17 protein-coding genes are annotated in these 21,172 nt (G+C 46.7%); 14 read left to right on the top strand and 3 right to left on the bottom strand.

The genetic code is table 11. The features are described 5' to 3' along the window. Window positions 1-101: 101 nt before the first annotated feature. The 3 genes from QFZ51_RS02760 (at window position 102) to QFZ51_RS02750 (ending at window position 2,306) form a co-directional block, all read left to right on the top strand. A complete protein-coding gene (locus QFZ51_RS02760; RefSeq protein WP_429042909.1) occupies window positions 102-722 on the top strand; it encodes a porin family protein in 621 nt (206 codons plus the stop codon). Between the two features lie 171 nt (window positions 723-893). Next, entirely contained in the window at window positions 894-1,580 is a 687-nt protein-coding gene (locus QFZ51_RS02755; RefSeq protein ID WP_429042908.1) for an outer membrane beta-barrel protein, read from the top strand. Window positions 1,581-1,637: 57 nt separating this feature from the next. Beyond that, the gene (locus QFZ51_RS02750; protein WP_429042906.1) at window positions 1,638-2,306 is read left to right on the top strand and encodes a porin family protein; all 669 of its coding nucleotides are present in this window, start codon (window positions 1,638-1,640) and stop codon (window positions 2,304-2,306) included. Between the two features lie 279 nt (window positions 2,307-2,585). On the opposite strand, the gene metF is transcribed toward QFZ51_RS02750, so the two are convergent. Beyond that, a complete protein-coding gene (gene metF, locus QFZ51_RS02745) occupies window positions 2,586-3,539 on the bottom strand; it encodes a methylenetetrahydrofolate reductase [NAD(P)H] (RefSeq protein WP_429042904.1) in 954 nt (317 codons plus the stop codon). 168 nt (window positions 3,540-3,707) lie between these two features. Between metF and lptB the strand changes: the two genes are divergently transcribed. The 10 genes from lptB (at window position 3,708) to QFZ51_RS02695 (ending at window position 16,714) form a co-directional block, all read left to right on the top strand. Next, window positions 3,708-4,469, top strand: a complete 762-nt coding sequence (gene lptB, locus QFZ51_RS02740) for an LPS export ABC transporter ATP-binding protein (RefSeq protein ID WP_370908758.1) — start codon at window positions 3,708-3,710, stop codon at window positions 4,467-4,469. Between the two features lie 22 nt (window positions 4,470-4,491). Beyond that, the gene (locus QFZ51_RS02735) at window positions 4,492-6,024 is read left to right on the top strand and encodes a GH3 auxin-responsive promoter family protein (RefSeq protein ID WP_429042902.1); all 1,533 of its coding nucleotides are present in this window, start codon (window positions 4,492-4,494) and stop codon (window positions 6,022-6,024) included. Between the two features lie 17 nt (window positions 6,025-6,041). Beyond that, a complete protein-coding gene (fabG, locus tag QFZ51_RS02730; RefSeq protein ID WP_370908756.1) occupies window positions 6,042-6,791 on the top strand; it encodes a 3-oxoacyl-[acyl-carrier-protein] reductase in 750 nt (249 codons plus the stop codon). A 110-nt stretch (window positions 6,792-6,901) separates the two neighbouring features. Then, entirely contained in the window at window positions 6,902-7,465 is a 564-nt protein-coding gene (locus QFZ51_RS02725; RefSeq protein ID WP_429042898.1) for an RNA polymerase sigma-70 factor, read from the top strand. An 80-nt stretch (window positions 7,466-7,545) separates the two neighbouring features. Then, window positions 7,546-8,655 carry a FecR family protein gene (locus QFZ51_RS02720; RefSeq protein ID WP_429042895.1) on the top strand — a complete coding sequence of 370 codons (1,110 nt, stop codon included), beginning with the start codon at window positions 7,546-7,548 and terminating at the stop codon, window positions 8,653-8,655. A 185-nt stretch (window positions 8,656-8,840) separates the two neighbouring features. Then, window positions 8,841-9,881 (top strand): carboxypeptidase-like regulatory domain-containing protein, encoded by a 1,041-nt coding sequence (locus tag QFZ51_RS02715; RefSeq protein WP_429042893.1) that lies wholly within the window; start codon window positions 8,841-8,843, stop codon window positions 9,879-9,881. A gap of 19 nt (window positions 9,882-9,900) precedes the next feature. Beyond that, entirely contained in the window at window positions 9,901-12,069 is a 2,169-nt protein-coding gene (locus QFZ51_RS02710) for a SusC/RagA family TonB-linked outer membrane protein (protein WP_429042891.1), read from the top strand. A 22-nt stretch (window positions 12,070-12,091) separates the two neighbouring features. After that, complete coding sequence (locus QFZ51_RS02705; RefSeq protein WP_429042889.1) at window positions 12,092-13,573, top strand: RagB/SusD family nutrient uptake outer membrane protein; 1,482 nt, start codon at window positions 12,092-12,094, stop codon at window positions 13,571-13,573. A 119-nt stretch (window positions 13,574-13,692) separates the two neighbouring features. Then, on the top strand, window positions 13,693-16,407 hold the full coding sequence (locus QFZ51_RS02700) for a glycoside hydrolase domain-containing protein (RefSeq protein ID WP_429042887.1): 2,715 nt from the start codon (window positions 13,693-13,695) through the stop codon (window positions 16,405-16,407). Continuing rightward, window positions 16,355-16,714 (top strand): glycoside hydrolase domain-containing protein, encoded by a 360-nt coding sequence (locus QFZ51_RS02695; RefSeq protein WP_429042886.1) that lies wholly within the window; start codon window positions 16,355-16,357, stop codon window positions 16,712-16,714. The genes QFZ51_RS02700 and QFZ51_RS02695 overlap by 53 nt, the downstream gene beginning before the upstream one ends. 214 nt (window positions 16,715-16,928) lie before the next feature. Here the strand turns inward: QFZ51_RS02695 and QFZ51_RS02690 are convergent, their stop codons facing one another. Next, window positions 16,929-17,831: an SMP-30/gluconolactonase/LRE family protein gene (locus QFZ51_RS02690; RefSeq protein ID WP_429042884.1), complete on the bottom strand. Its 903-nt coding sequence runs from the start codon at window positions 17,829-17,831 to the stop codon at window positions 16,929-16,931. Window positions 17,832-17,985: 154 nt separating this feature from the next. Here QFZ51_RS02690 and QFZ51_RS02685 point away from each other — a divergent pair, with 154 nt between their 5' ends. Next, window positions 17,986-19,038, top strand: coding sequence for a nucleoid-associated protein (locus QFZ51_RS02685; protein ID WP_079471359.1), 1,053 nt, complete (start codon window positions 17,986-17,988; stop codon window positions 19,036-19,038). A gap of 434 nt (window positions 19,039-19,472) precedes the next feature. On the opposite strand, the gene ricT is transcribed toward QFZ51_RS02685, so the two are convergent. After that, window positions 19,473-21,047, bottom strand: a complete 1,575-nt coding sequence (ricT, locus tag QFZ51_RS02680) for a regulatory iron-sulfur-containing complex subunit RicT (protein ID WP_429042882.1) — start codon at window positions 21,045-21,047, stop codon at window positions 19,473-19,475. Window positions 21,048-21,172: the final 125 nt, after the last annotated feature.

Raw genomic sequence — 21,172 nt, 5'->3', positions numbered from 1 at the left:
AAAAACAGGTTCATTCATTAGTTGGCAATCAAAAAAATTAGGGAAGCGATACCTGACCTGTGGGTATCGCTTTTTTTAAAATCATTCAAATTACATCACACATGAAAAAGGTATTATTATCTGCAGCCGCATTACTGGTAGCTGGTCTTTCTTTTGGCCAGGCTAAATGGGGTATCGTTGCAGGACCGCAGTTTTCCAGCATGACTGCAAAAAATGCTGTTCTAAACAGTGGAAAAGAAACCAGCTCTATTCTTACCGGCATAAGGGCCGGGGTTACGGTAGATATTCCGCTGGCAGATGAATTTTATATTGGAACAGGATTACTTTATTCCGGTAAAGGAGGCAAGGACAAGGATACAGATGTGAAAACTACTTTGTCTTACCTGGAGTTGCCTGTTCACTTTATGTTTAAACCAGAAGTAGGTACCGGCAGGCTGGTATTATCTGCAGGCCCTTATTTCGCTTATGGTTTGGGCGGAAAGATCAAGGATACCGGGTTTGGCGATCTGGATGTATATGATGATGAAGCCACCGTGCTGAAACAGAAAAGATTCGATGCCGGTTTAGGTATTAATGTAGGTTATGAACTGCCTGTGGGACTGTATTTCGGTCTGAATACCGACCTTGGTCTGGTTAATACGGCAGATAATACCGATAACGACCGTAGCTTTAAGAACACGTCTTTTGGCGTGTCCGTTGGATATAAGTTTGGTGGCAGGTAAAACCTGCTTCCGATGAACTTTTTATTAACCACCCGGGAATTTCGGGTGGTTTTTTATTTTTATGAAAACGTTTGTTTAATTTCGCTTACAATAACCGACTGAGCATTAAGACTTTTCCCCCAAAAATGATGTCACTGTGATATTCTTAACCCTTTTATTACCGAACCACTGATGAAAATTTTTACTCTTCTTTTTGTAACAGTATTTTTTGTTACAGCTACCTCACATGCACAGGTAAGTTTGGGTATTCGTGGCGGCTATATCAATACCGGGCTGGAGTCTTCCGGGAGTGGATATGCGCCGGGAACCCAAAAAACGGATAGCTGGCAGGCAAGCTTCTATACGAACGTACCGCTGTTTAAAAATGGCTATCTGCAGCCAGGCATCAGTTACATAAAAAAAGGTGCGGGACTGGATTATGCGGTATCCCATCCGGTTAACCTGTTTACATCCGGGGCAACAAAACTGAAACTGCAATACCTGGAACTGCCGGTTCACCTGGTATATAAGGTGCCGGTAAGCTTTGGTAAGCTGCTGGTAGGTGCGGGTCCCTATGCCGCTTATTGTATCCGCGGCGATTACAGTGTAGCGGCTTACACCGAAAATAAACTGGTGCAATCGGGATCCCAACGGATCGATTTTAAGGGGTCTCCCAATATCTTCGGCACTAACATGAACCTGCAGCGCTGGGATGCCGGGGTTAACTTTATTGCGGGTTTGGAGTTGAATTGCTGCCTTTCACTGAGTGCACAATATGGATACGGCATGATGGATATCGATCAATCGGCGGATAATAATTATAAAAACAGGTATTGGGGCGTAAGCCTTGGTTTTTTCTTTGACAGGGAAGACTGGTAGTCTTTTTACGCGGGGAACGGTTTTTGTTAACAGGGAGCGGATTTATACTTAAAATGCATGAAAAGAAATATTCTGATTGTTGTAGCCCTGCTGGTTGTTCAGATGGCAACTGCGCAAGTTAGATTTGGACTAAAGGCCGGCTTTACCGGCGCCAGTATGAAACTGACTGACCCTGCTGATGTTCCGAACCGGAACGAGTTTATGTTGCCTGCTTTTCATGCAGGCATTTTAGCAGATATTCCCCTGGCAAAATGGTTGGCGGTACAGCCAGGACTTCTTTACAGTGTTGCTGGTTACAGAACCCGGCCGGAGCAATCAACCGGGAACTATTACTATATCGTCAAGTTCCGGTATAACTATCTTGAATTACCTGTCAACTTTCTGTTTAAGCAAAAATTGGGGCAAGGTAAAATTGTGGCAGGATTTGGTCCCGGCCTGTCTTATGGTATTGGTGGCAAGGCCACTTATATCAAAGAAGGCACTAAAGAAGAAACAAAACGGGTAAAGTTTGACGGGGATAAAGTGGTTCCGGCAAACGGCTCTGAAATACATGCTAACCCGGTAGACGTTTCGGCTAATTTCCTGCTCGGTTATGAGTTTAATGAAGGATTTTTGCTTACGGCAGGTTATTCTTCCGGCTTTATAAATGTAACTACCAGGGAACATGCAGAAGAGCTGAACCGAAGCTTCCGGATTTCCTTTGGATACTTGTTTCCCCGGAAATGATGATGTTGCCGAATAATGATTTTAGAAAGACTGCCTCTTACGGCGGTCTTTTTTATTTTTTTTAAAAGAAGATAGGGGTCATTCCTTTTTACCGCGTCTTATTAGCGAAAGATGCCATCGGAAGATGACATTGATCATTGGACAGTTATAATTAAAAGTGTGACAGTTATAGGGATATGCCACTACGTATCTACGTGATGGCATTTTTTATATGAAAGACAGCAAAAAAGGGAAAGACTTTCGTCCTTCCCTTCTGCTTTTATAAGGAGTTAGGATAAGCTACATAATTGCTTCCACTGCCTGACGCACCACCTTGGGTTTACCCAGCGTGTAATAGTGCAATACCGGCACGCCAAAGGCTTTCAGTTCTTTCGACTGTGCAATGAGCCACTCAGTACCCACTTGTTCCACATCCTTGTCTGTTTTGCATTTCAGGATTTCTGTAGAGAGGTCTGTAGGAAGGTCCACATGGAAAATACGTGGCAGCATGGTCATTTGCTTCCTGGAAGTTAATGGCTTCAGCCCGGGGATAATAGGCACGGTGATACCCATTTCACGGCATTTGTTTACGAAGTCGAAGAACTTCTGGTTGTCGAAAAACATTTGAGTAACGATATAATCGGCCCCGTTTTCCACCTTACGTTTCAGGTGCGACAGGTCTGTTTGCATATTGGGGGCTTCAAAATGTTTTTCGGGGTAACCGGCTACGCCGATGCAGAAATTGGTTTTTACACCGCTTTGCAGATCATCTTCCAGGTAAACGCCGTTATTCATATGTGCCACCTGGTCCAGCAAATCAATTGCATAGCTGTGTCCATGCGGGTCGGGTTCAAAGAAAGTTTCATTTTTGGGAGCATCTCCACGTAAAACCAGTACATTGTCGATACCCAGGAAGTTAAGGTCTATCAGGGCATTTTCTGTTTCTTCCCGGCTAAAACCACCGCAAATGAGGTGTGGTACCGCATCTACGTTATAATGGTTCATAATGGCCGCGCAAATACCCACGGTGCCGGGGCGTTTACGGATTTCCACCTTTTCAAAGGATCCGTCCGCCTTTTTCTTGAACATATGCTCGCTGCGGTGATAGGTCACATTGATAAATGCGGGCTTGAATTCCATCAGCGGATCCAGGTGGTCGTAGATAGACTCAATACTCTTTCCTTTAAGCGGAGGAAGGATTTCGAAAGAAATCAGGGTGTCTTTGGCCTTGGCAATATGTTCAGTTACTTTCATAAAGTTATAAGCTTTGAGGAAGGCGGCTGGATATAAAGCCAGCTTCCTGCTAAAATTACGCGGGCAAAAATAAGATATCCCCTTATTATTATCAGATCATTTTTAATCTTAGGATAACTATAACTAGGCTAACTGAATGAATTGTTTATTTTTGCTAAGTTTGATCATATGACATTAAGAATACATACAGACCAGCTGGTAAAGCGTTACGGCAACAGAACCGTGGTAAACCACGTATCTGTGGAAGTGTCTCAGGGGGAGATTGTAGGGCTGCTGGGGCCAAACGGCGCCGGTAAAACCACCTCCTTTTACATGGTGGTGGGGCTTATTAAGCCCGATGAAGGGAATGTGTACCTGGATGGCCAGAACATTACCAAGCTGCCCATGTACAAGCGGGCGCAGATGGGCATTGGTTATCTGCCGCAGGAGGCTTCCGTGTTCCGGAAGCTGAGCGTGGAAGATAATATTTCCGCTGTGCTGGAAATGACTACCCTGAAAAAGGCAGAGCAGAAAGAGAAGCTGGAAAGTCTTTTGTCTGAGTTCCGGCTTACGCACGTAAGAAAAAGCCCTGGCGACGTATTGAGCGGGGGAGAACGCCGTCGTACCGAGATCGCACGCGCCCTGGCCGTAGACCCGAAGTTTATCCTGCTGGATGAGCCTTTTGCCGGTATCGACCCCATTGCCGTAGAGGATATCCAGGGAATAGTAGCCAAACTGAAATACAAAAATATAGGTATCCTGATCACCGACCACAACGTTCAGGAAACATTGTCCATTACTGACCGGGCTTATTTATTGTTTGAAGGTAAAATCCTGAAATCAGGATCTGCCGAAGAGCTGGCAGCCGATGAACAGGTAAGAAAAGTGTATCTTGGCCAGAATTTTATTCTTCGCCGTAAAGATTACCTGGACGAAGCAGCTAAACAATAAAAATAATTCTACAGCATCCTATATGAGAATTTTAAGTCCTGCAATATCACAACTGGCAAGATTGCGAATGGGGCGTATTGCGTATTTCATGCAGTATCCCGTGCAGGTGCAGCAGCAGGTATTCCAAAACCTTATCAGTGCCGCCCAGTATACCGAATTCGGTAAGCAGTACGGCTTTTCAAAGATTTATAAGATAGACGAATATAAACAGCGCGTTCCTATTCATACTTATGATACCATCAAGCCTTATATACAGCGCACGATGGAGGGACAGCAGAATGTACTCTGGAATACACCCATCAAATGGTTTGCAAAATCCAGCGGTACCACCGCGGATAAAAGCAAATTTATCCCTGTAACAGTGGAAAGCCTGGATGAATGCCACTATCGCTCCGGCAGGGATGTGATCTCCCTTTATTACAATAATTTCCCCGACTCCGATGTATTTACCGGTAAATCACTGGTAATAGGGGGTAGTCACCAGGTGAACAAGCTTTCCGAAAACAGCGATTCCTATTTTGGTGACCTGAGCGCTGTAATGCTCCAGAATATGCCGTTTTACGGCAATATGATCCGTACTCCGGACCTGGAAATAGCGCTCATGGACGAATGGGAAGAGAAAATAGAACGTATGGCCAACGCCGTGATCCATGAAAATGTAACCTCTATTGCAGGGGTGCCTACCTGGACCATTGTGCTGATCAAACGTATTTTTGAACTCACCGGTACCGACAACCTGGCCGATGTATGGCCTAACCTGGAGCTTTATATGCACGGCGGCGTAAGCTTCACCCCTTACCGCGAGCAGTTTAAAAAACTGATCCGCAAGCCTTTAATGCATTACCAGGAAACTTATAACGCTTCCGAAGGCTTTTTTGCAGCCCAGGATGTGGTAGGAGAAGAAGGGCTGTTGCTGTTCCTCAACCACGGCATCTTCTATGAGTTTATGCCAATGGAGGAACTGGACAAGGAAAATCCGCAAACCCTGCAACTGCAGGAAGTGGAGCTGGGTAAAAATTATGCCCTTGTGATCAGCACCAATGGCGGCTTATGGCGCTATATGGTAGGAGATACCATCCAGTTCACCTCCCTGATTCCTTACCGTATTAAAGTCAGCGGCAGAACAAAGTCGTTTATTAATGCCTTCGGGGAAGAAGTGATCGTGGAAAATTCAGATACCGCAGTGGCCAAAGCCTGCGAAGCTACCGGCGCAGTGGTAAATGACTACACCGCAGCCCCCGTTTATTTCAGTGATCATGGCAACGGCGGGCACGAATGGCTGGTGGAATTTGAAGTAGCGCCGGACGACCTGAACCGCTTCATTGCTGTACTGGATAGTACTTTAAAAGCCATCAACTCAGATTACGAGGCCAAAAGATATAAGGATATCGCCCTGCACATGCCGGTAGTACGTGTATTGCCGGAAGGAACTTTTTGTGAGTTCCTGAAAAGCAAGGGTAAGCTGGGCGGACAACATAAAGTTCCACGACTGAACAACGACCGCAAATACCTCGAAGAAATTCTGCAATTTGCGGCGGATCATATGAATGCTTAAAACCTATCAACTATAACATGAAATTACTGGAGAACAAAGTAGCCATAGTAACAGGCGCCAGCCGTGGTATCGGGGAAGCAATTGCTTTGAAATTTGCAGCACAGGGAGCAAACGTAGCATTTACATACGTTAGCTCTGATGAAAAAGCCCAGGCACTGGAAGCAAAGCTCACCGCTTTGGGTGTAAAAGCAAAAGCTTATAAATCCAATGCAGGCGTTTACGAGGAAACTGAAGCGCTGGTAGCGGATGTATTGAAAGAATTCGGAAAAATTGATATTTGTGTGAACAATGCCGGTATCTCCAAAGATAACCTGCTGTTGCGTATGAGTCCTGATCAATGGGATGATGTAATGAACATCAACCTGAAGAGCGTGTATAACATGACCAAACATGTAATACGCCCTATGATGAAGGCAAAAAGCGGTAGCATCATTAATATGAGCTCCGTAATCGGTATCATGGGAAACGCCGGCCAAAGCAGCTATGCCGCTTCTAAAGCCGGTATCATCGGTTTTACCAAGTCCATTGCACAGGAGCTGGGCAGCCGTAACATCCGCTGTAATGCCGTGGCCCCGGGTTTTGTAGAAACAGACATGACCAGCTACCTCAAAGAAGGAGAGGGCGCTGCCAATTATATTGCTCAGATTCCGCTGGGCCGCTTCGGCACACCGGAAGATATTGCCAATGTTTGCCTGTTCCTGGCGTCTGATATGAGCGGTTACGTAACCGGTCAGACAATCAGCACCTGTGGCGGCTTGTGTATGTAATTCAACGAGTTAAAGATGGTAAAACGCGGGTCTATGATCCGCGTTTTTTTATTGAACCTACTTTACGTATCTTTTGCCGCAGTGAACAATCTTGTGGACGAAGGAATACTTTGGAGGAAGTAAGTAAAAATATTAACCGAAAACAACGTCAGCTACCCGCTTTTGAATCATTATTCAAAGAGTATTACGCCGCGCTCTGTACATTCGCCTTTGATTTCGTAAACAGACATGAACTGGCAGAAGAAATTGTGCAGGATACTTTTTTGAAGATATGGGAGAAGTACAGGGAGCTGGACATCCAGGTATCTGAAAAAGCATACCTGTACCGCGCTGTTCAGAATAATTGCCTCAACTACATCAAGCAAAACAAGGTGAAAACGCAATACGGCAGCGAAGAGCTTCAGCAGCTGGAGTCCCGTATTTCCCTGTTCAGCATTGCCTCCGGTCATTCGCCGGCAGAAAAACTCGAACAATCCGAACTGGAGCTGATAGCGGAAAAAGCTATCCGCAAATTACCACCTCAGTGCCAGGATGTATTCCGGCTTAGCCGCTTTGAAGAACTGAGTTACCCCGAAATTTCCCGCCACCTCGGCATCTCCATCAACACCGTCAAAACACAGATGACCCGCGCCCTGCAAAGGTTACGCGACGAACTACTCCCTCTTTTGAAGTAGGGGTTTAAAAAAACAACATTTATTTTCTTCGCTTGTCACCCTACCCGGCATTAAATGTTGTCTTACTACTTGTTTTCTATATGATGGGTCCTAACTATACACAGGAGCAGGCAGATGACCTGATCGCACGTTTTTTATCCGGTAATATTTCCCCGGATGAGCAGGCAGCGCTAACGCACTGGATCAATGCCTCGGCGGAGAACCAGTCTTATTTCCTTCAGATCAGGGATGCGTGGCAGGCAACGGCACGGGAAGGGAGTTATGATACCGGCGCCGCCTGGGATAGTTTGCAGTATAGTACGGCCATAGAACCGCCATTGGCGGTAAACAAATGGAGGTACTATTTCCGTGTGGCCGCCTCCTATACATTGCCTTTTTTAATCGGCGGCGGCCTGGTGTATGCCTGGGCCTCCGGTAAAAAAGATAACAGCAGTAACGCGCTGGTAACGGTAACCAGCCCGAAAGGGGCTACCACCAAAATTGAATTGTCTGATGGTACGGAAGTATGGCTGAATGCAGGGAGCAAGCTGCAGTATGCACAGTCGTACAACCTCCGCGGCCGCGAAGTAAAACTGGAGGGAGAGGCCTTCTTTAAAGTGCATACCAACGCACAAAAGCCTTTTACGGTAAGAGCCTCCGACCTGAGAATACTCGCGCTGGGTACATCTTTCAATGTAAAAGCATACCCGGAAGATAAAACCGTAGTAACCACGCTGGTAGACGGAGAAGTGAAGATAGACGGCAGCAAAACCACTACGCCTTTCGGACTTATGATGAAACCACATCAACATGTTGTGTATAAAAAACCGTTGTCAAACGGCAGTGAACAATTGAAAACGCCTGTATCTGGCGGAGACAGCTCCACCGCTGCTCCGATAGAAAGCAGGGAAGTGAACAATACGGAAATATATACCGCCTGGAAAGACGGCAACTGGATAGTGGCCGCTCAAACCATGGAAGAACTGGCGGTAACAATGGAACGCAGGTTTAATGTAAAGGTGATCTTTAAAGAACAGGAACTGAAAGAATACCGTTTCAGTGGCACTTTCCGTCAGGAAACGCTGGAACAGGTACTGAACATTCTAAAGCTCACAGCACCGCTGAAATACGCCATCAACAAAGGTGTAGTTACTCTGGCGCTGGACGAAGAGCTGAGAGAAAAATATAATAAAGCATTTAAAAGCCGGTAATGGCCGGATAGAAGGGACAACCATCATTCAATCACCTGTAAAACCAACTTACATGCCCGACATGAAGGACTAAAAAAATTGGGGTAATGCGACTTACCCCAATCAACGAAAATCACTTAATGGCGAATTGCCTTTGCGACGGGCAATCGCCGTAATTATCGTTTAACTAAAATCTATACAAGTTTATGAAATCCACTGCAAACCTGGCGGCATTATTTTGCCCCGGGCGAAAATTATTGCTCATGATGAAATTGACGGGTCTGCTGATTTTCGGAGGTTTTTTACAGGTATCCGCTAATGCATACGCGCAGGATAATATAAAAGAACTGCATGCTGAAAATAAAAGCGTGAAAGATGTATTTAAACTCATCGAAAACAACAGCAATTATCGCTTCTTCTACAACGAGAACTTTACTGATCTGAATAAGGCAGTGACTATTGATGTGAAAGATAAAAAGATCAGTGAAGTGCTGAAGGAACTCTTCAACAACTCCAATGTTACCTTCCGCGTGCTGGAAAACAACCTGGTGGTGATTACTCCCACCGGTACCGCACAGGTAAAAGTAACAGGATATGTAACAGACGCCACTACCAAAGATCCGTTGCCCGGTGTAACGATCACCGTAGAAGGCGCCAGCACCGGCGCCGTAACAGATGCTACCGGTAAGTTCACTATCCAGGCACCTTCGGAAAACAGCGTGCTGATATTTTCCTATATCGGCTACCTGCAACAGAAAGTAGCAATAGGCGGCCGCTCTGAACTCAATATTAAACTGGAACCGGATACCAAGAAACTGGAAGAAGTAGTAGTAATGGGTTACACCACCACTACCACCAAAAACCTCACCGGTGCAGCGCAGGCAGTAAGCGGCGCTAAACTGAAAGACGTTACTGCCAGCAGCATGGATAAAATGTTGCAGGGTAAAGTAAGCGGCGTATTTGTAGGAAATACTTCCGGAGATCCTGCCTCGGCGCCCGTGATCCGCATCCGTGGTAACGGAACCCTTACTGCGGGCAACTCTCCCCTGGTAGTTGTAGATGGTATCATTGGTGGATTACCCAACCCCAGCGATATTGAAAGCGTTACCATCCTGAAAGATGCCGCCGCTACTACACTGTACGGCGCCCGCGCCGCCAACGGCGTAATGGTAATTACCACCAAAAGAGGTAAAGCCGGCAAAACCCAGGTAAAACTTCCGCACCAACGTAGGAACCGCCCAGCTTAATACAGGACATTTCCATCTCATGAACGGAACAGACCTGTACGACCTGCAGAAAGCCGCAGGCGCTACGCTGGATCCATCTCTCCGTAATATCAATACCAACTGGCAGAAGCTGGCCTTCCAGAATGCCACCAACCAGAACTACGAATTATCTACCAGCGGTGGTAACGAAAAAACAAAGTTCTACCTGGGCGGTAACTACTATAAAGAAGATGGTATCCTGAAAGGTACCGGGGTAGAGCGTTTCAGCGCCCGCCTCAACCTGGATCATAACATCACCGATAAGTTCCGCATCAGCGCCAACTTCGCCGGAACGCAAACTTCCGACCACGATAATTCAAACGGCTCATTGTATCAATACTATACCAATCTCCCCTGGGACAAGGCATACGACGAACAAGGCAAGCCGGTAAACCCGCTCACCGCCGCTACCTGGTACGGAAGGGATATGACTAACTTCCTCTACGACCAGCAGTATAATTATATTAAAAACAAAAGGCAGTCGCTCGAAGCACTGGTGAAACTGGAATACGACATCACCAAATGGTTGTCCTTCAGCTCAACCAACCGCGCACAGTATTACCACTTCAACCAGGAAAGCAACGGCGATGTGCGGACTTCTTCCGGCACCGACGACCGTGGCAACCTGTATAATTACTACCAGGATTCTGCGAGCTATATCAGCTCCAACCTGTTGAAAGCAAGATATACCATCAATAAGGTGCATAACATCGACGGACTGGTGGGCGCTGAGTTCCAGCAGGCCAATCTTAATGATATCAATGCAAAAGGTAAAGGTATCCTGCAGGGAGTAGAGGTACTGGATGGTACTTCTTCGCCGATGTCTATTGGCGGTACTAAAATAGCCCGCGCCTTTAACTCCTATTTTGTACAGGCGAACTATAACTACAATTATAAATATTACTTCACTTCTTCCTTTAGAAGAGATGGATCTTCCAAGTTTGGCGCCAACCAGCAGTATGGTAACTTCTATGCCTTCGGCGCATCCTGGGCAGCATCTGAAGAAAATTTTATTAAACAGATAAAAGCCATCACCAACCTGAAGTTAAGGGCCAGCTACGGAACTACAGGTAACGCGGAAATAGGCGACTACAGCGCTATTGGGGCCTATTCGATCAATACGCAGTACAACGGTTTCCCCGGTGCTTACCAAAGCGTGTATAATGTGCCGAACCTTTCCTGGGAAAAAGCATACAATACCAACATTGGTATCGACCTGGGATTATTTAACCGCATTAACCTGACCGTGGAATTATACCAGAAAGATAACAAAGACCTCCTGTTCAATGTGCCGCTGCCTGCTACTGACGGTTACAGCTACATTTCACAGAACGTAGGATCTGTGCGTAACAAAGGACTTGAAATCAACCTGAGTACAGATAACCTCGTAGGCGCCTTCAAATGGAGCACCGACTTCAACATCGGCTTCAATAAAAACAGGGTAACCGAACTGTATACCGGGAAGAACCAGATCGTAGATCCGATCAGCGGCTATTTCATCCTGCAACAGGGTCAGGATATGCGCAGTTTCTACATGCGTAAATGGGCCGGTGTAGATCCTGCCAATGGTGATCCGCTGTGGGAAAAACTCGTGACAGATGCCAATGGCAACGTAACCGGTAAAACCACTACCAATAACTATAACGATGCGTCCCTGCAGATTGTGGGTTCTGCCACGCCGAAATTCTTTGGTGGTATGCGTAATACGTTCTCCTATAAAAATTTCCAGCTGAGTGCCTTCCTGGCGTTTGTTTCCGGTAATGATGTGTATAACAGCACCCGTGAACTGATGGACAATGACGGCGCATATTATACCTATAATATGATGTCGCTGGATAAAGACTGGAGCCGCTGGGAAAAGCCAGGGGATGTGGCTACCCATCCAAAGTATACTATCAAAGGAAATAAAAACTCACACAAACCATCTTCCCGTTTCCTGGAAGACGGAAGCTACCTGCGTCTGAGAAACGTAAACCTGAGCTATGCGTTGCCGAAGGCCTGGCTGGACCGCGCGCATATTGGAAACGCCAGAATTTCTATTGGCGGTGATAACCTGTGGACCTTAACCAAATTCTCCGGTCTGGATCCGGAAGTAGATGATCGCGGTATTAACTACATCAAGTATCCGTCCAGCACCAAGTGGTTTGCAGGCCTTGAAATTAATTTTTAACAGGAGCTAAAAAGAGATGATCATGAAACACATGTCAAAATATTTTGCAGGGCTGTTGCTGTTATCAGTGGCCACTTCCTGCTCATTGAAGAAAGACCCGTACAGTGCTGTTCCGGATGATAATATTCTGAAAGATGAAACCAAATGGCCGGCGGCTACTGTAGGTAATTATGCGTTACTGAAAGAAGAAAACTTTACGCGCAACTATTTCCAGATGGGAGAGTTCCCCAGTGACGATGTAGCGTTGAGCGGCGCTACTACTGATGCGCTTTTTTATTCATACACTTACGGGCACCTGACCAACCAGGCCAACGCATTGCAGATCTGGCGGGCAGGATATAAGGCGATCAACGGCTGTAATAAGCTGCTGGAGGTAATGACAGAAGGTAAGTCGGACGCCGTGAATAAGATGATCGGGGAAAACCTGTTCATCCGCGCCTTTGTACATTTCAGCCTGGTAAGGTCTTTCGGCCGCCCTTACACACAAAGCCCGGCAACCAACCTGGGGGTACCGGTGGTAACCAAATTTGATATAACTGCCATGCCTAAACGTAGCACTGTACAGGATGTATACGCGCAGGTGGTAGCAGATCTGAAGAAAGGAAAAGACCTGATGGACAACTCCAACACCAACAGCTATGCCACCAAATACGGCGCTATGGCTTTACTGGCGAGGGTGTATCTCTATATGGGAAAAAATGATTCTGCCCGTATTTATGCAGATTCTGTTATCACTTCGGGACAGTATTCCCTGGTGAATACTTCTGATCTTCCCGGTTATTACACCAAAACCAATGAAAACAACAAGGAAACCATCTTCGCTATTCATCATACCCTGCAGGACGACCGTACCTGGAGCTCTATCGGCTCTATGTATTATATGTCGCCCGGTGGTATGGGCTATGGCGAAATGTATGCTTCCCAGTCGTACCTCGACCTGCTGCACAAATACCCGGCAGATGCCCGTAACTCCTTTGTGCAAGCGGTGTACCTGAAAGGCGCTGATGGCCGGGATTCCGTGAATGCCGGCGGCCAGAAAGTAATGGCTTCCCGCAATGGCGTTCCAAAATGGTACGTGCTGAAATATTCCAACCAGGATAACGTGCCTACCCTCAGTTCCCCGGTGGTATTGCGCCTGGCTGAAATGTACCTGATCCGTGCGGAAGCGAATGCGAAGCTGAACAACAACGCTGCCGCCATCGATGATGTGAATACCATCCGTAAAAGGGCCGGGTTAAGCGGCGCGGCGCTGTTTACCGTATCTGACCTGCATGGCTATCCTTCCGTGCTGGATGTAGTACTGGACGAACGCCGCCTGGAACTTGCCTTTGAAACACATCGTGTATTTGACCTGTTCCGCAATAACCGGAATGTATACCGCAATTATCCCGGCGTACAAAATAATCCGCAAACAGTTTCTTATACAGATGCAAGGGTGGTACACTTTATTCCTGAACAGGAAATATTGCTTGATCCTAACCTGGTGCAAAACCCGATTCAATAGTATTACCCGGTGAAAGCCCCGTTCTGCGGGGCTTTTGCTTTTATAAAATAATCGGGAAAAGAAACCGCAACAGTAGTAAATTTATAACCGGTGAACATTTAAAAAATTGCTTATTCTTCATGTATCAGACAAACCACCCTTCCCGCAATTTCAGGAGAGGATTGCTGCTGGCAGGACTTACTTTCAGCTTCCTTACCACAGCACTCGCCCAGGAATTGAAGTATACCAATGGCAACAATAACTGGAACGCAGACTCGCTGGGCAACCACCGTGCGGTAGTTTCCTTTAATGGCGCCGCCGGCGTAGCCCGCGTTATAATCCCCTGGCGCCGTAGAGACGAGCATCCGGAGCTGAAACGTATCATTATTGAAGATGCAAAAACAAAGCAAAAAATTACCAATGTAAAGACGTTGACACTTAACCGTGAGCAAGGCGATATCTGCTTTGAACCAACTTCCGGTAAAGGCGACTACTATATTTATTACCTGCCGTCCAAAAACGAAGGCCGCGACAACTACCCGAAAGGCGTGTACCTGGCGCCGGAACAAACCGCCGATAACAACTGGCTGCAATCCATACCAGCGGGCATAAAGCCCAATACCACAGTGAAGCAACTGGAAGCTATTGACAGCTTCAATACTTTCTACCCGATGGAAGTAATCGCCACGGAAGCAGAAAGAAAGCAGCTGCTGCTGAAACATCCGGGTGGCGGCTATATGCTGTTTCCCGAAGACCGGCAGTTCCCTATTAAAATGACGGACGACCTGCCACAGCGTTGGATAAAGAAAGGGCCTTCCCAATCCTTCTCCGGCGAAGCCGATAAAGGCGAATACTATGCCTTTCAGCTGGGCGTTTATGCCCGCCATGAAATGAAGGATGTGCAGATTTCTTTTGCCGACCTGAAAACCACTGGCGGACAAACCATCCCGACAACGCAACTCAACTGTATCAATACCACCGGTACCACTTACGATGCCAAACCTTTTTCGGCAACGGTGAATATCCCCGAAGGAAAAGTACAGGCCCTGTGGTGCGGGATAGATGTGCCGGAAAACGCTGCAGCAGGCATCTATAAAGGTATTGCCACCATAAAGGCAGCCGGCATGCCTGCCATGCCAATAAGAATCACACTAACGGTAACGAATAAACTGGCCGTGAACAGTGGCTTTAATGAGCCCTGGAAACAAACCCGCCTGAAATGGCTAAACTCCACGCTGGCACAGGACGATGCCGTGATTGCACCTTACACGCCACTGGAAATGAAAGACAGCGTGATCAGTTTACTGGGCCGTAAAGTAGGTATCCATAAAGATGGCTTCCCTGCGCAGATCCAGACTTTTTTCACGCCTGAAATGACGTCGCTGTCTGCACAACCTAAAAATATTTTCACCGAACCGGTACATTTCCATTTCATTGAAGCCGCTACAGGAAAGGATCTTCGCTGGCAAAGCAATGGCTGGAAAGTTACCAGTCAAACGCCGGGGAAAATCAGCTGGAAAGCGGTGAACACTACTGCCGGCCTGGAGATGGAAGTAACCGGCACCCTGGAATTTGATGGTTTCCTCGACTATACCGTGAAAGTAACAGCGCTGGAAGACGTATCCCTGAAGGATATCACGATGCACCTGCCGTTTGATAAAGGCGCTGCAAAGTACATGATGGGGCTGAACCAGAAAGGTGGCGTACGCCCGGAGAATATCGACTGGAAGTGGGACGTGAAAAATAAAAACCAGGATGGCGCCTGGATTGGCGATGTGAACGCAGGCATCCAGTTTAACCTGCGGGATGAAAATTATGTACGCCCGCTGAATACAAACTTCTACCTCCAGAAGCCGCTGCTGCTGCCCACTTCATGGGGTAATGGCGATAAAGGCGGTATCACCGTGGGCGAAAAAGGAAAGGCTATACTGGTAAATAACTATAGCGGTGAAAGAACGCTGCATAAGGGAGAGGTACTGTATTACAACTTCCACCTGATCATCACGCCATTCCACCCGGTTAACACCGATTTCCAGTGGTCTACCCGTTTCTATCACCGGTATAATAACCTCGACAGCATCAAGGCTACCGGCGCTACGGTGGTAAACATTCACCATGGCAACGAGATTAACCCCTGGATCAACTATCCGTTCATTGAATGGAAGGCGATGAAGGACTACATTGCGGAAGCGCATCAGAAAGGACTGAAAGTTAAGATCTATAATACCGTAAGGGAGTTATCGAACCATGCCTGGGAAACCTTCCCGCTGCGCAGTTTAGGGCATGAAGTATACAGTCCGGGTAAGGGTGGCGGCTTCTCCTGGCTGCAGGAGCATGTAGGAAAAGACTACATCGCGGCGTGGTTTGTACCGGAGTTTAAGGATGCCGCCATCATCAACAGTGGCATGAATCGCTGGCATAACTACTATGTGGAAGGGATGAACTGGCTCGTGCAAAACGTAGGGATCGATGGTATTTACCTGGACGACGTAGCTTTTGACCGGGTAACCATGAAACGTGTGAAACGCGTGCTGACAAAGGATAATCATCCGGGCATTATTGATCTGCATTCGGCCAACCAGTATAACAAATCCGATGGGTTTATTAACAGTGCGGTGCTTTATATGGAGCACTTCCCTTACCTGAACAGGCTTTGGTTTGGGGAGTACTTTGATTATGAAAAAAACAATCCTGATTTCTTCCTCACAGAAGTAAGCGGTATTCCTTTTGGCCTGATGGGCGAAATGCTCCAGGATGGCGGTAACCAGTGGCGGGGTATGGTGTATGGTATGACCACACCGCATGCCGTGGACTGCTACTTCCGATCCGCGTCCTATCTGGAAAGTGTGGGATGATTTTGGTATGCAGGGAACAAAGATGATTGGTTACTGGGTAGAAAATAACCCGGTTAAAACCAACAACCCGTTGGTACCGGCCACCATTTACCGTAAGGATGGCGCAGTACTGGTATCCCTCGCCAGCTGGGCGCCGGAAAACACCACCATTAAACTCACCATCGACTGGAAAGCACTGGGCATAGACCCTACAAAGGCAACGATAACGGCGCCGGACATACGCAACTTCCAGCAAGGGCAGGTATTTGGTAAAGATGCCAGTATCCCCGTAGAAAAGAACAAGGGCTGGCTGCTGATTATAAAGTAGATCGCCAGCGGATGTTGTCTTGCTCAGGATTACGCTGATTTTACTGATTAGTTTGATTTTTACTTCTGGATTTTATAAAGGATTAAGGGAGATAGAAGCGGATATATTCGCTTATCTCCCTTAATTATATCTTAAGAAAATCAAAAAAATCCAAAAAGTAAAAATCAAACTAATCAGTAAAATCAGCGTAATCCTGAGCAAGACAAACTCCGCGTTAAAAGCGTTTACCCGGTACGTTTACCCGGAATGTTTCCACGCATTTACGGTCTTGCAGGGTTACGTATACGGTTTTGCCGTCTTTATCCCCGAATACCAGGTTGCTGCATTGTTTTCCTTTGAGGGGTACCTCCTGGATCAGTTTTCCTGTTGGCGAGAGTACGGCGATCACGCCTTTTCCCCACCGGGCTACGTAGAGGTTGCCTACTTTGTCGCATTTCATTCCGTCGAAACCAAAGTCGGGGAAGCTGGCGAATAAGGTTTTACGGGAGATGTTACCTGCTTTATCCACCTTGTATTTCCAGATCTTGCGTTGCACGCTTTCGTTCACATATAATATTTTTTCGTCGGGACTGAGTTCAATGCCGTTGGTGGTGCCCATATTGTCTTCAAGCAGGATGGGGGTGTGGTGGCCCGGGTCTATCCGCCAGATCTGGCCGGTGTTGCTGGCCCATTTCGGGTCGGTAACGAAGATCTGGTCCTTGCTGTTGATACAGAGATCATTGGGCTGGTTGAACTGATCGGAGTGAACGTATACGCCTACTTTTTTGGTTTTCATATCAATGGTGAGCACATTATGCCGGATGAAATCCGGGAGAAACATGGTTCCTTTGCTGTTGAAATGAATGCCGTTGGCTACGCTACTATCGGGGAGGGTAACGAATATTTCACCGGCGCCGGTTTTGGTATTTATTTTACCGATGGTGCCATCCTGTTGAAAATTTACCACGTAAAAATTGCCTGCTTTGTCAAAGTTGGGTCCTTCAATATTTACGGAAAACATATTTTCTGCCGTGAGGTCGCGGGTTTCGAATACGGGCCTGTTGGTATTTTTTTGCTGCGCCATCAGCGGGAGGCCGTATCCGGCCGTCATTGCCAGCAGGCAGATATATTTTCTCATGTTCGTTTTGTTTTGAAAACTTTAAATTAAGGAACTATTCCAGATTTTTCAGCGTATATGGATGGGAGGGAGGGTATGTAATGAAATTATCAAGAAATAATTACCGGGAGAAACGGATCTGTTGCCTGTCAACTAATTTATTAATTTTGCGCCCATGATCCATGTTTCGGAGTTTAAAGATTTGGCGCAATTAACGATACACAAGGTAGGGAATCCCACTAACGATGAGGCCCTGCTCTGTTCCAAAGCGCCTTTGCAGCTGGAGGATGAAACGATCAGCCAGTTATTGGTGACTTATTTTATTCAGCCGTTTGCCAATGCAGCAGAGTATTTCAGATTCCGTCATGACGCAGATCTGCAATTGAATGAAATATTTCAATATTGTCGACGTATATTTACTGACCAAAATGAATTCCAGGAGCAGTCGGTCAATATTGCCAAACATCTATATAAACATTCCACCCATCCTAAAATAAAAGGGGGAGAGCTATATATAGCCTACTTTAGCAAGTGCCAGGTGGATGGTGAAGAGGTGGAAGCCATAGGCATTTTTAAGTCGGAGAACCGCGATACCTATTTAAAAGTATTTCTGGCAGACGAGAATTATCAGGTAAATTACGAGGACGGTATAAATATTAATAAGCTGGATAAAGGTTGTCTGGTATTTAATACTGAAGAAACAGAAGGCTTTAAAGTAAGTATAGTAGACAGTAACAGCAAACAAACCGAGGCGGTGTATTGGAAGGATGCCTTTTTACAGGTACAACGCCGGGAGGACAGTTACCATCAGACAGAAACCGCGGTGGACATGTGTAAACAGTTTATACACAACAAATTGCCAACGGAGTATGAGATGGACAGAGTAGATCAGGTAGATCTGTTAAATAAATCAGCCGCTTATTTCAAAGAAAAAGAACAATTCCAACTGGACGATTTTGCGAAAGAGGTACTAGGTCATCCCGACGCTATTGCTTCTTTTAAGGAGTACCGAAACGAATATGCGAATCATTTTCAACAAGATATCCCTGACGAGTTTGAAATATCTGCACCTGCTGTAAAGAAACAGCAGAAAGTATTTAAGAGCATTCTGAAATTGGATCGTAACTTTCATGTATATATTCATGGCAACCGTGAGATGATTGAGCGCGGATTTGATGAAGCCACCAACATGAACTATTATAAACTACTGTTTGAGAATGAAGCGTAAGACCGTGTGATAAGCAGTAGAGGCGCCTGTGGGGTTGATTTTGTGAAGAGATATAAAGTAGCATTTTTTAAGTTTTCTCATAAGCAAAAACCAATTGTTAACAAAGGCTGCCTCGTCTGGGCGGCCTTTTACTTGGTTTTCTCTAACAATTTTTCCTCACCATCTGATATTCAAAAAATAATAGGTCCCGGAAGGGGCATAGTGTATTCGTAGTGTATTCATAGTGCATGGGGAGTGCATTGATAGTGCATCATGAGTCCATGAAGAGTGTATGGATACTCCATGGGATACGCAGGTATGCGGCATGGAAGAGGCATCCGTGAAGTAAGGGTAATGAAGGTCAGTCAGCTCCGTGTGCCGGCTTGAACATATAGGAAACGCTTGCAGTATGCAACAAAAAAGACAACCAGTCCGGTTGTCTTTTTTGTTTTTATTTATTGTCCTTTTTCAGGATTGTTGTTCTTGTTAGGGTTGGGCGGCCGGTGTTTATGCCGTGGTGGACGCCTGTCCTGTTTGGGATTGGTAGGTCCCTGTCCTCCGGGCATGCCTGGTTGGGCTGGTTGCTGACCGGGCTGCTTTGGCGCAGGTTGTCTTTGTCCCTGTTCCTGCCGGTTTGATGGCTGCTCGTTACGGGGTTGTTGTTCACGTCCCTGTTTTGGCTGGCCTCCGCCTTGTTGCCGCTGGCGGTTATCCGGTTTGGGTTTACGCTCTGAAGGCTGGCGGTTGTCGGGCCTTTGACCTGCCTTAGGGGAATCAGTTCTTGGCTGACCCTGGGCTTGTTTAGGTTCTCCGCGTTCGCCACGATCCGGACGTTCGCTACGTTCACCACGATCCGGGCGTTCACCACGCTCGCTGCGTTCTCCTCCGCGTTGTTGTTTTTGTTTGTCTCTATCCTTCTGTTTACGCTTCTGAGCAGTTTTTTCGAGAGATTTCAGACTGATTAATCCCACCACATCTGCGTATCCGAGATCCGCTTCTTTTGGTTTGGCGGTTACTACTTCTACCGGTTTCAGGTCGTCTGGTTTAACGCCCTGCTTGTTCAGGAGGCGTATTTCCTTAGCCCTGGAGATGGTGAGTGGATACTGTTTGTTACTGCCTTCATAAGAGTACCACATGAGGCTTTTGAAGATATCCCGTTTCTGCAGGTGGGCAACGCCGCCGGCAGTTTCAATGTTATCGGCATCGTCGGGGAAATCTTTCAGGGCATCGAGGTAGGTATCGAGCTCATAGTTAAGGCAGCATTTTAAACGGCCGCATTGTCCGGATAGCTTGGCCTGGTTGATAGACAGGTTCTGGTACCGGGCAGCGGTAGTATTCACGCTTTTGAAGTCAGACAGCCATGTAGAGCAGCATAACTCCCTGCCGCAACTGCCGATGCCACCTACTTTTCCGGCTTCCTGGCGGGCGCCTATCTGGCGCATTTCCACCTTGGCCCTGAATTCAGAGGCATATACTTTAATCAACTCCCTGAAATCTACGCGATCATCTGCGGTATAGAAGAAGGTGGCTTTACGGCCATCGGCCTGTATTTCCACTTCTGCCAGTTTCATTTCAAGTCCGAGGTTGCGGGCAAGGGCTCTGGATTTTATGAGCGCCTCTTTCTCGCGGGACTTGTTGTCATTCATTCGCTGCAGGTCGTCGTTCGTTGAACGGCGCAGCACTTTTTTTACTTCGGGTGTGTCTTCAGCGCGTCGCTTCTTCATCTGTAGTTTTACCAGTTCGCCCGTCAGGCTCACTGTTCCAACGTCAAAACCGCTGACCCCTTCCACGGTAACCATTTCTCCTTTATCAAAGAATTGTTTGGTTACGTTACGGAAAAAATCCTTGCGGCTGCCATTGTTAAAACTCACTTCTATAATGTCAAATGGTGCTAAGCTATCACCAAGGGGAATATTGGACAGCCAGTCAAACACGTTCAGTCTGTTACAACCTCCTGTGCTGCATCCTCCATTACTCTTGCATCCTGACGGCTTCCCTTCCACACCCGTACCACATCCGGCACAAGCCATATTATTAATTAGTTTAAATTTTATAAATAAGCATTTCAGGTTATTCCAGTTCTTCAAAATACGTTTTTCCTTTCAGAAAAACAAAAGGCCGGAAGCAACAAAGATAGGGAAAAGGAGCTGATAGC

Source organism: Chitinophaga sp. W3I9 (assembly GCF_050434025.1).
In the GTDB taxonomy this organism is placed as follows: Bacteria; Bacteroidota; Bacteroidia; order Chitinophagales; family Chitinophagaceae; genus Chitinophaga.
The sequence above is the reverse complement of the archived record's forward strand: the minus strand, read 5'-3'. Positions and strand labels throughout refer to the sequence as shown.

Coding starts and splice junctions, on each gene's coding strand:
- QFZ51_RS02715 (WP_429042893.1), top strand. CDS start 8,841: ATGAAATCCACTGCAAACCTGGCGGCATTATTTTGCCCCGGGCGAAAA.
- ricT (WP_429042882.1), bottom strand. CDS start 21,047: ATGGCTTGTGCCGGATGTGGTACGGGTGTGGAAGGGAAGCCGTCAGGA.
- QFZ51_RS02755 (WP_429042908.1), top strand. CDS start 894: ATGAAAATTTTTACTCTTCTTTTTGTAACAGTATTTTTTGTTACAGCT.
- QFZ51_RS02720 (WP_429042895.1), top strand. CDS start 7,546: ATGATGGGTCCTAACTATACACAGGAGCAGGCAGATGACCTGATCGCA.
- QFZ51_RS02690 (WP_429042884.1), bottom strand. CDS start 17,831: ATGAGAAAATATATCTGCCTGCTGGCAATGACGGCCGGATACGGCCTC.
- fabG (WP_370908756.1), top strand. CDS start 6,042: ATGAAATTACTGGAGAACAAAGTAGCCATAGTAACAGGCGCCAGCCGT.
- QFZ51_RS02735 (WP_429042902.1), top strand. CDS start 4,492: ATGAGAATTTTAAGTCCTGCAATATCACAACTGGCAAGATTGCGAATG.
- QFZ51_RS02685 (WP_079471359.1), top strand. CDS start 17,986: ATGATCCATGTTTCGGAGTTTAAAGATTTGGCGCAATTAACGATACAC.
- QFZ51_RS02700 (WP_429042887.1), top strand. CDS start 13,693: ATGTATCAGACAAACCACCCTTCCCGCAATTTCAGGAGAGGATTGCTG.
- metF (WP_429042904.1), bottom strand. CDS start 3,539: ATGAAAGTAACTGAACATATTGCCAAGGCCAAAGACACCCTGATTTCT.
- QFZ51_RS02710 (WP_429042891.1), top strand. CDS start 9,901: ATGAACGGAACAGACCTGTACGACCTGCAGAAAGCCGCAGGCGCTACG.
- QFZ51_RS02695 (WP_429042886.1), top strand. CDS start 16,355: ATGCCGTGGACTGCTACTTCCGATCCGCGTCCTATCTGGAAAGTGTGG.
- QFZ51_RS02750 (WP_429042906.1), top strand. CDS start 1,638: ATGAAAAGAAATATTCTGATTGTTGTAGCCCTGCTGGTTGTTCAGATG.
- lptB (WP_370908758.1), top strand. CDS start 3,708: ATGACATTAAGAATACATACAGACCAGCTGGTAAAGCGTTACGGCAAC.
- QFZ51_RS02705 (WP_429042889.1), top strand. CDS start 12,092: ATGAAACACATGTCAAAATATTTTGCAGGGCTGTTGCTGTTATCAGTG.
- QFZ51_RS02760 (WP_429042909.1), top strand. CDS start 102: ATGAAAAAGGTATTATTATCTGCAGCCGCATTACTGGTAGCTGGTCTT.